The sequence below is a fragment of the Variovorax sp. P4_D9 genome, from assembly GCF_056401695.1.
This window is the reverse complement of the sequence record NZ_JBFUIU010000407.1, coordinates 1-8,106: the sequence shown is the minus strand read 5'-3', so window position 1 is coordinate 8,106 and position 8,106 is coordinate 1. Positions and strand designations below refer to the sequence as shown.

The window sequence follows — 8,106 nt, the reverse complement described above, 5'->3', positions numbered from 1 at the left end:
GTCTTCGACCTGGCCGCGCAGAAGCAGGAGGCGCTTGAGGCTGTCCAGACAAAGAACCGATTCCTCGCAGCGGCGACCCACGACATGCGCCAACCGGTGATCGCGCTTTCGCTCTATGCCGAGTACCTGGAGGCTTATCCGGAAACCCACCTCGAACTGGCGCCGAAGATCACCATGGCGTCCACGGCGGTCAACAACCTCTTCAATTCCCTCTTCGATCTTTCCAAATTCGACGCCGGCGAGGTTCATCTTGCGGTCGAGCCCGTGCGCATCTCGGAGGTGCTCGAGGGCTTGTTCACCACGGGCGAGGCGCTTGCGAAGGCAAAAGGCATTGAGCTTCGCTTGCGAACGACCGACGCGCTGCTGCAGACCGACAAGATGCGCCTGCGCCGGATGATCGGGAACGTGATGTCGAACGCCATCAAGTACAGCCAGCCGGGCGGCAAGGTCCTGCTTGCTGCGCGCGTTCGTGCCGGCAAGCTGCGCGTGGAGGTCTGGGATCAGGGGATCGGCATCCCCGCCGATCAGATCAAGAACGTCTTCGCAGAGTTTTATCGGGTGGAGGCCGCCACGAAGCTTGCTCCCGATGGCATGGGTATCGGCCTGTCGCTGGTGGCACGCCTGGCCGAGGCGCTGAACGCGAAGCTGACGATCGCGTCGGTTGAAGGCCGCGGCACGCGCGTGACCATGGAGATCGGGGACGTCGATCCGGATCCGGAGAATCGCAAGCTTGGGCTGGACCTCGGCTGACGCCACCAGGTCGCGGGAGCCATTGTTGCGGTGATTGTTGCGCGTCGGAACAATCGTCGACACAATGGGCGCCCACATTCCACGGTCTACGAATGGCCGRCAAGGAGATCTACGCTGTGGGTCTGGAGGAGCTGTTGGAAAGAGGCACAGGTTCTCAGTGGCTAGGGGCGCATTCTGTGTGTATCCCCTAGAAGGCAAGCTGGTCGAATGGTGACCGCGCCGGACACCGGAAAGAAAAGCGCCCCCGACTTCGAAGTCGGAGGCCAAAGTGCGCTCCACCAGCCGTGAGCCGGTTTTACGCCGAGGGGAGAACTTGCAGGCAAGCCGCAGGTGCGTGAGCTACTTCTTGCCCCAATTGCGGAAATCGATGTCCGACAGCTGCTGGTCGAAGGTGAAGCGCTGCCGATAGAAGCGCGGCCTGGCCGCAACGACGCCGGAGCGCATCTTGCTGCGCATGCGCCTCAAGGCCCAGAGGATCGTCCGGTTCTTGTAGGCGGCGTAGCCGAACACGGCGCACACGGCGAACGCGATCGCGAGGGTCCACCAGGAGAAGTGGAAGAGCGCGAGCACCATCGGAGCGCCRGCCTGCGGCGGCAGCGGTGTGCCAGGGATGCGGTAGGACTTGCCCGTCCGAGGCCAATAGTTGCTCATGCGACCTCCGCCTCGACGGTGGCCGCGCCATCAGCGGCGGCCGGCGCGCTGGCGGGAAGCGAGGTGACGGCGGCCCCGGCATTGGGGTTGAAGCCACGGTGCGCGCAGTACTCGTTGGCCTCGCGCAGCGTCATGGACGACACCTCCACAAAACTCTCGAAACTGATCAGGCCGTCGGCCAGTGCCGCGAACGACTTGGCTTCGAAGTCGTTGCCGCGCTCGGTCACCAGCTTGCGAACGGCCAGGCCCCACTGATGGGTCGGCAGATCCTCCATGTTTCGCTTCGCCTCGCGGTCGAAGACGCACCAGGAGCGGAACGCGATCACCTTGCCGTCGAGCCGGCGCGCGAGCTTCTGCGCGATAACCAGGCGGGTCTGTTCGATGAATTCGTTGGCGACGCGAGCATGCTCCACCGGCGGGAACAACTGCAGCGTCCGTGAGAGCGCGCGGTCAGGCGTCTCCGTGTGCATGGTGGCGTACGCAGCGTGGCCGGTCGCGCCCAGCTCGAAGCCGGCTCGCGCACTGTCCATGTCGCGGATTTCGCCCATCTGGATGACCTGGCCCTTCCGGCGCATCGCGTTCGGGCCCACCATGTCCATGGAACGCAGCTGCGCGCCGACACCCACCTCCGTCTGGGTCGGCTCGGGCATGAAGCCTTCGGCGTAGCCCTTGAGCAGGTACTCGACCGGCTGCTCGTAGGTGAGGATGTGCACCGGATCGTGACGGCGCTCCTCGAGGCGGTATCGGTGCGCGGCCGCGAGCAGCGTGGACTTGCCCGAGCCGGTGGTGCCAACGATCAGGACCATCCCGTAGCGCGGGAAGAGGTTCTGCATCAACTCCGGCTCCAGGCCCAACTGCGCGCACGTCGAGATCTGCTGGGGCATGGCCCGCAGCGTGATGTTCACGCCCGAGGGCGTGTTGCCCACCGAGCAGCCCGTGGCGTTCATGCGAAAGGCGAGCACCTTGTCGCGGGAGATCACCGCGTCGACCCGCGAGTCGATCGCATTGGCCGCTCCAATTTCGGTCTGCCCGCTCTCGTTGAAGAGCAGCGCGAGGATGGTGTTCACCTCGGAGTCGTCCAGACGGCGATCGGTCACCGGGTGCCATAGCCGGTTCACCTCGGCCCACACGTAATCGGTCGAAGAGAACTTGATGTCGGAAACCCCCAGGTCGTAGACCTTGGAGAGGAACTCATTCAGGTCCGCGCGCCGGATGTTGCCGATCGGCAAGGAGAAGCGCGGGACGGAGGATTTAGCAGCGTCGAGCACGGCCGCCTACTCGAGTGGCTTCCAGCGGCTCGAATCCTCGAAGCCGGCCTGGCGGGTGATCCGGAACATCGTGTTGCCCACGGCAATCGTGTTCGGGTTCTCGTGATCGACCATCGTCTGCGCGCTCGCGACGACCGGGATCGTGACCATGTCGCGCTTCCACAGATCGTAGAAGAGACGCATGCCGAAGTAGGTCTTTTCGAGGTTGGCGACGTTCAGTTCGAAGATCTGCTGCGCCTGGGCCCGGCCAGTGGCCACAGCTTGGGCGACTTCCTTCTTCCAGAACGCTTGCTCGGCGCTGTCGCGCGGCAGCAGGCTCTTCACCGAGGCCATGTCAGCGGAGTCCTCGTTCGGCAACCCCAGCAGCAGCCAGTCGCGCCACGTCGGAGCGATGGCCACGAAGCGAGCGGGTTCGTCGATCCTGTAGATCGCGCCGGACACCCGCATGGTCGTCGCTTCCAGCGAGATGGCGTCCTTGCTTTCCATAATGACCGGCGGCAGCACCCCCGGGCCCATCATCAGACCGCCGAAGTCGAAGCGCTTGTCCAACTCGCGGTCGCGCTTGGCGACTTCCGCCGCGATCTCGCGCGAGCGCTGAAGCAGGCCCAGGCGCGTGCCCAGCCCGAAGGCGGTCTCGCGCAGCGCGGTCTCTCGAACCATGCTCAGCCGGCTCTCGGACTCGGTTGCGCCCTGCGCATTCATGAGCGAGTCGATCGAGAGGGACTGGGTCTGAGCAGATGCGGCTTGCGCCGCGGCAACCGCCATGACGGCGACGGCCAGACGAGCCGCCTTGCTGATGAATGGGGTTCTGCTGGTCATGGGGAATCAGAACGCGCGGTAGCGAATCTCGACGCCCGAGGGCAGGAGCACCAGGTCGGCGCGCTGACCGAGCTGATAGCCGATGTCGCGCATCACCTCGTCGACGGGGACACCGAGTGCATGCACCTGGACGTACATCGGAAGCCGCGGCGTCGGGCCGGTGACGGACGCCTTCTGGCCTGTGACCTGTTCAAGGTTCTTCAGGAGGTCGCTTGCGTCTCCGCGCCAGGTGACCCAGAGCTTGCCATCGGCCATTCGGGGAGCTGGCGCCTTGGCGTCGGCGCTGCCAGTGAATGCGGCCTGGTTGGCGGACTTTTGGAAGAGACGGTCGAGCTGCACAGCCACCGGGTCCGTTGAAGGGGCTGGCGCCGGCGTCGTGGTGCAGGCGGTGAGTGCCAGGAGCGCTGCAGTTACTGCTCCAGCGACGAGGATCCGCGAGAAGTTGGTCATATCAGAATGAAGACGAATGTTTGGGCGAGTGCCTTTAATTCGCGCCGATACTATCTCACGGTTAATAGAGCGGCAAGACACAAATGCCCGTTCCTGCATCACACCGACATGCGGCTGTTGAAGTTTTGACACGGCGTCGCCTCGGCCTCGAGGGACGGCAGCACGGGACACCGGTCCTCAGGCTGTCATCCGCGGCGCCTGGTGGTCGACGTCCATCTCCTTGGGCCAGTGGCCGCGTGCTTCCCGCATCTTGGCCATCTCGCCACTGCGAAGCGCTTCGAACATGGATTCGGTCGTCGGGGCCTTTTCGCCCGAGACACGCTCGGCCAACCAACGGCCGCAGTCCTTGAGCACTGACCACACCTCCTGAAACAGGCTCTTCGGCGCCGGCTCCGTGATCTCCATCTCGCCTGCGCTCCAAAGCGCGAACGCGTGGGCGGCGCACTCCTCGGGGCGGCTGCACTGGCGGGCGGCCTCGAGCTCGCCCAGGTTGATCAAGGTCTGCTGCGTGCGGCGGGCGAGTGGCTTGTGCGCCGCGAACTCGCGCTGCATCATGACCCGCTCGTCGACCGTCAGCATGTTCTCAGTGGCGAAGTGCCAGGCCTCGTGGCGTGCGGCGCGGTCGAGGTTCTGAGCGTGCAAGTTCAGCAGGATGCCGTTGTTGATGTACTTCCCGGCGACCTGGCGCTGCCTGGCAATGTCGTAGAGCGCGTCCATCAGCTTCACGTGGCGAGCCGTTCCCATCATGAGTTCGCACTCGGCCAGGACGCGGTTCACCTCGACTTGGCCGTTGCGCGCGCCCTTCCAGACAGGGGACAGGCTGTAGAGCGGCATCGGCCCACGGAGCGCTTCCTTCATTGCCGGTGTCATCTCGAAATGGGGGACATCATGCGTCACCCCGTTGAGGCTCACCTGTCCCATCGTCACCTTGGCGCCAAGGGGCTTGAGCAGTTTGTCGGCCAGCTTCGGTAGGATGTTCTTGTAGAAGTCGTCCAGGCTGGCGCCGCCGCCGGCACGACCGCCGTTGCGCATGGACTGGGTGATCCAGGCGAACTGATTCACCTGGGGGATCGCTGCCGCGCGCTGCATGAGCCGGCGCAAGATGAGCCCCGACCATTCTTCGGTATTCGTGACAAAAGGCGCCGCCGGCGTGCTCCCCGTCCACCCCTTGACGCGGCCCGCCTCGGCTGCAGCGATCATCTCGGGATCCTTCGGGTCGTACTTAACCCCCCGAAGCTCGACGGTGGCTTTGGTCTTGATCGCGCCGATGAGCAGTTCCCGCTCCGCGCCCTGCAGGTAGGTCGTTCCCAGCCTCTGCGCGAGCAGAGCAATGACCGCCTCGCGCGCCGCGGCCCGACTCGCCTTGCCGCCGGCCTGCGCCCAGTCGCTCTGGATTTCCTCGACGAAGAACAGCGAGCCGCGCTCCGTGATGCGCGCGTGCGCCATGATGTTCTTGTCGACGCTGCCGTCGAGCGCGTCCCGAAAGTGAGATGCTTCGTAGTCCCAGGCCTTCGGCAGCAGCTCGCGCAGCGCTTTCATCTGGGCCTGCATCTTTCCGGGCAGATCCGGGTCGTCCATGAGGGATTCCAGGCTGAAGGCCAGATCGGCGGCGGCGTACTGCATCGCCTCGATCCAGTACTCAAGCTCGCTCAGTTCATCCTGGAAGTTGTCCCGCTGGGAGTTCAGAATGAAGAGGAGTTCCTTGTACACGCCGCCGGGATGGCGCCAGCTGGCATAGCGCGGCTGTGCGAGCTCCAACTCCTTGACGGTCGGYAGCCCCGACAGAACCAGCCCGGCGACCTCGTCCTTCGTCAGGGACTTCGAATCCGACGCCTCAAGACTCCCCAGGATCTTGCTGTCCTCGAGCTCCGAGCGCTTCACGCCCTTGGTCTGGAGCGCCTTGATCATCGCGGCCCACTGCTTCGGTGGCGCCTTGCCCTGGCTGCCGGTGGCCAGGAGCTGGTGCAACTTGGAGTAGAAGCCGGCGTCGCCGGCCGCTCCCGCGGTCTCCAGCGTGTGGCGTGCGTTCAGGTAGCAGTAGCGGTCGCCATTGGAATTAATCATTCGTGTGTGCCTATTGACGCGAAGTTAACAATTTCTCGGCGGCGAGTATAGGTTGCATGTTCACAACAGCAGCCGAAACTTCTTTGTTGGGTCGTGTTCGGATCTCGTCAGAACCAGTTCGGCGAGCAAGCCGGACTCGATGAGGCTTGATCGGTGGGCAAGGCCCAGACTGGCGCTGGTAGTTCTGTCGGCTTTCTCTCTACCAGTCGGCCATCGTCTGGCGAGAATCGCGTGCGCGGCCACTTGGTAGATGCAACGGCTTTCCCTATCCCATCCCACCACGCCTCCCGCCACCCTCGCCCGTTGCGATATGCAAGTTGGTAGATGCAACGGCTAGTTCTGGTAGATCGCAACCCAAGCTGGCGACTTAGCCGATGCAACGGGTGTCTCTCGGCTTGTTCCGGCATGGCTCGCCCAGGCGACCGAGCACGGAACGGCTTCATCCGCCAGCTCATGGAGATGGGCCTAGTCGTCCAGAAGGAGCGTCTGCGCCGCATGGACGGCCTGTCGACCCGGATCTCCGGCGGCTCGATGAGGTGCTGGGGTCGGCTTCGGCCATCCAGCGCACGCCAACACCCGTCGAGCCGGGGGCCCAAACGAACCAGCGCGCGCCGACAACTGCGAGCGAGAGTTTGGGTACGGGCGCACCAGCGCCGGTGGGCGACGGACGCTTTTCCGCCAGCTCGGCTCCGGCTCTATCGTCGGCCGAACCCGTGCTGCGCCCGGATCCGTTTCCAGCTGCCCAGCCCGAGCAAGCGACTCCAGTGAGCGCGCAATCGGCTGCCGCGGCGCCCGCTCGCGACGATGATCGCCCTCCTCCGCGCGTCCCCGGCTTCAGCGGCCGCCGCATGCTGGCCGGCGAATCCTTCGAATGACGATTTGGGCGCGTCGCACCTCGAATGCATTGCAGGCAACTGGAGCTAAGCATGCTTAGTTCCAGTTGGCCGTCGGATTGCGCCTCGACTGTCCGCCGTTCATGCAAACGAACTGGAGCTAAGCATGCTTATGCCCAGTTGCCTGACAGATTCCGGAGATTCCGCGCCTGCGAGCAACTGGAGCTAASCATGKTTAGCTCCAGTCAGGCGTCACAACTGGGTGAATTGCCAGGCAGATCTAGAAGCGAGGAACTGGAGCYAAACATGKTTAGCTCCAGTTCCTCGCGCATTGGGGTCGGGGTAGTTCACACGTCCYGYTTTTCGGGSGGCAACCCCCACGGAGGCAAACGCGGCAGGCAACTGCGGCTAACCATGCTTAGCTCCAGTTGCTCGCACCCCTCCTCCCTGCCCGTTTTCAGGCGTCCGACYGGCCAATTCGACAGTCAACTGGAGCTAAGCATGGTTAGCTCCAGTTGCACGCGAGGTCGGTTTGGCGCTCGATTTCGCCCGTTTTCCCGACTTGTTACCAGAACTCGTCACATTTATCGGCCATTTGGGGGGAAACCGGGGGAWTCGAGCCCYCTCGGAACCTTCGGCACCGGGCGGACAAGCAGGCCCAGCGGACCAGTCCCATGTGAATGGCCTMAGTCCACACCCGAACCCGACCACCTCTAGAACCAGCACCCCGCGCGCCAGACCCTCCCGCCTGGCGCCGGGACCGAGCACCCAATGAACAGCAATCAAGACTTGAACCGCGACTCCAACCCGGACRGCACTCCTGGCGAACCGGATAACTTTCCGAACGCGGCCCCCTCAGGCGAGACCTCAACGCAGCGGCTGAGCAACTGGTACGAATCCGCAGTACAGCCGGTCACGGACAAGACCGCCGTCAGCTATCGGCGCAACTATTTCATGCTGGTGGACCGCGCCGCGGCTGCCCTCAATCTCGATCCGGACTTTGTTTCGGTACCGGATCTGATCGACCAGCTGCGCGCCGATACCACGCTCACCGACGGCACTAAGGCCACTTACCGAGCCGCGATCATGTGGGCGCTCAAGCAGCCCGACATCGACTTCTTGCCGTCCGTCCGGGAGAGCGGGCTCGAACTCATTCGCGCCTTCAACCCGCGCAAGGGCGCAGCTCAAGAGATCAAACGCAACGCACGAGTGAAGGCCCGGGCGATCGCGGAGCAGGATCTCGGACCACTTCTCAACGCCTCCTTGCAGCC

General features: G+C 64.1%; 7 protein-coding genes. 2 read left to right on the top strand and 5 right to left on the bottom strand.

Features of this window, described 5'->3' with window-relative positions; genetic code table 11:
- A partial coding sequence (locus tag AC1DY5_RS32945; protein ID WP_478118330.1) for a sensor histidine kinase occupies positions 1-750 on the top strand: 750 nt, incomplete at its 5' end.
- A 339-nt stretch (positions 751-1,089) separates the two neighbouring features.
- On the opposite strand, the gene icmT is transcribed toward AC1DY5_RS32945, so the two are convergent.
- The 5 genes from icmT to AC1DY5_RS32920 form a co-directional block, all read right to left on the bottom strand.
- Positions 1,090-1,401: an IcmT/TraK family protein gene (gene icmT / locus AC1DY5_RS32940; protein ID WP_478118328.1), complete on the bottom strand. Its 312-nt coding sequence runs from the start codon at positions 1,399-1,401 to the stop codon at positions 1,090-1,092.
- Positions 1,398-2,669, bottom strand: coding sequence for an ATPase, T2SS/T4P/T4SS family (locus AC1DY5_RS32935; protein ID WP_478118326.1), 1,272 nt, complete (start codon positions 2,667-2,669; stop codon positions 1,398-1,400). The genes icmT and AC1DY5_RS32935 overlap by 4 nt, the downstream gene beginning before the upstream one ends.
- 6 nt (positions 2,670-2,675) lie before the next feature.
- On the bottom strand, positions 2,676-3,488 hold the full coding sequence (locus AC1DY5_RS32930; RefSeq protein ID WP_478118324.1) for a type IV secretory system conjugative DNA transfer family protein: 813 nt from the start codon (positions 3,486-3,488) through the stop codon (positions 2,676-2,678).
- A 6-nt stretch (positions 3,489-3,494) separates the two neighbouring features.
- A complete protein-coding gene (locus AC1DY5_RS32925; RefSeq protein WP_478118322.1) occupies positions 3,495-3,938 on the bottom strand; it encodes a DotD/TraH family lipoprotein in 444 nt (147 codons plus the stop codon).
- A 177-nt stretch (positions 3,939-4,115) separates the two neighbouring features.
- Positions 4,116-6,002, bottom strand: coding sequence for a hypothetical protein (locus tag AC1DY5_RS32920; protein WP_478118320.1), 1,887 nt, complete (start codon positions 6,000-6,002; stop codon positions 4,116-4,118).
- A 1,604-nt stretch (positions 6,003-7,606) separates the two neighbouring features.
- Here AC1DY5_RS32920 and AC1DY5_RS32915 point away from each other — a divergent pair.
- Positions 7,607-8,106: hypothetical protein (locus tag AC1DY5_RS32915; RefSeq protein ID WP_478118318.1), on the top strand; the 500-nt coding region annotated here is incomplete at its 3' end.

What these genes read in the sequence shown, in the direction of transcription:
- AC1DY5_RS32925 (WP_478118322.1), bottom strand. Translation starts at nt 3,938, where the DNA reads ATGACCAACTTCTCGCGGATCCTCGTCGCTGGAGCAGTAACTGCAGCG.
- AC1DY5_RS32930 (WP_478118324.1), bottom strand. Translation starts at nt 3,488, where the DNA reads ATGACCAGCAGAACCCCATTCATCAGCAAGGCGGCTCGTCTGGCCGTC.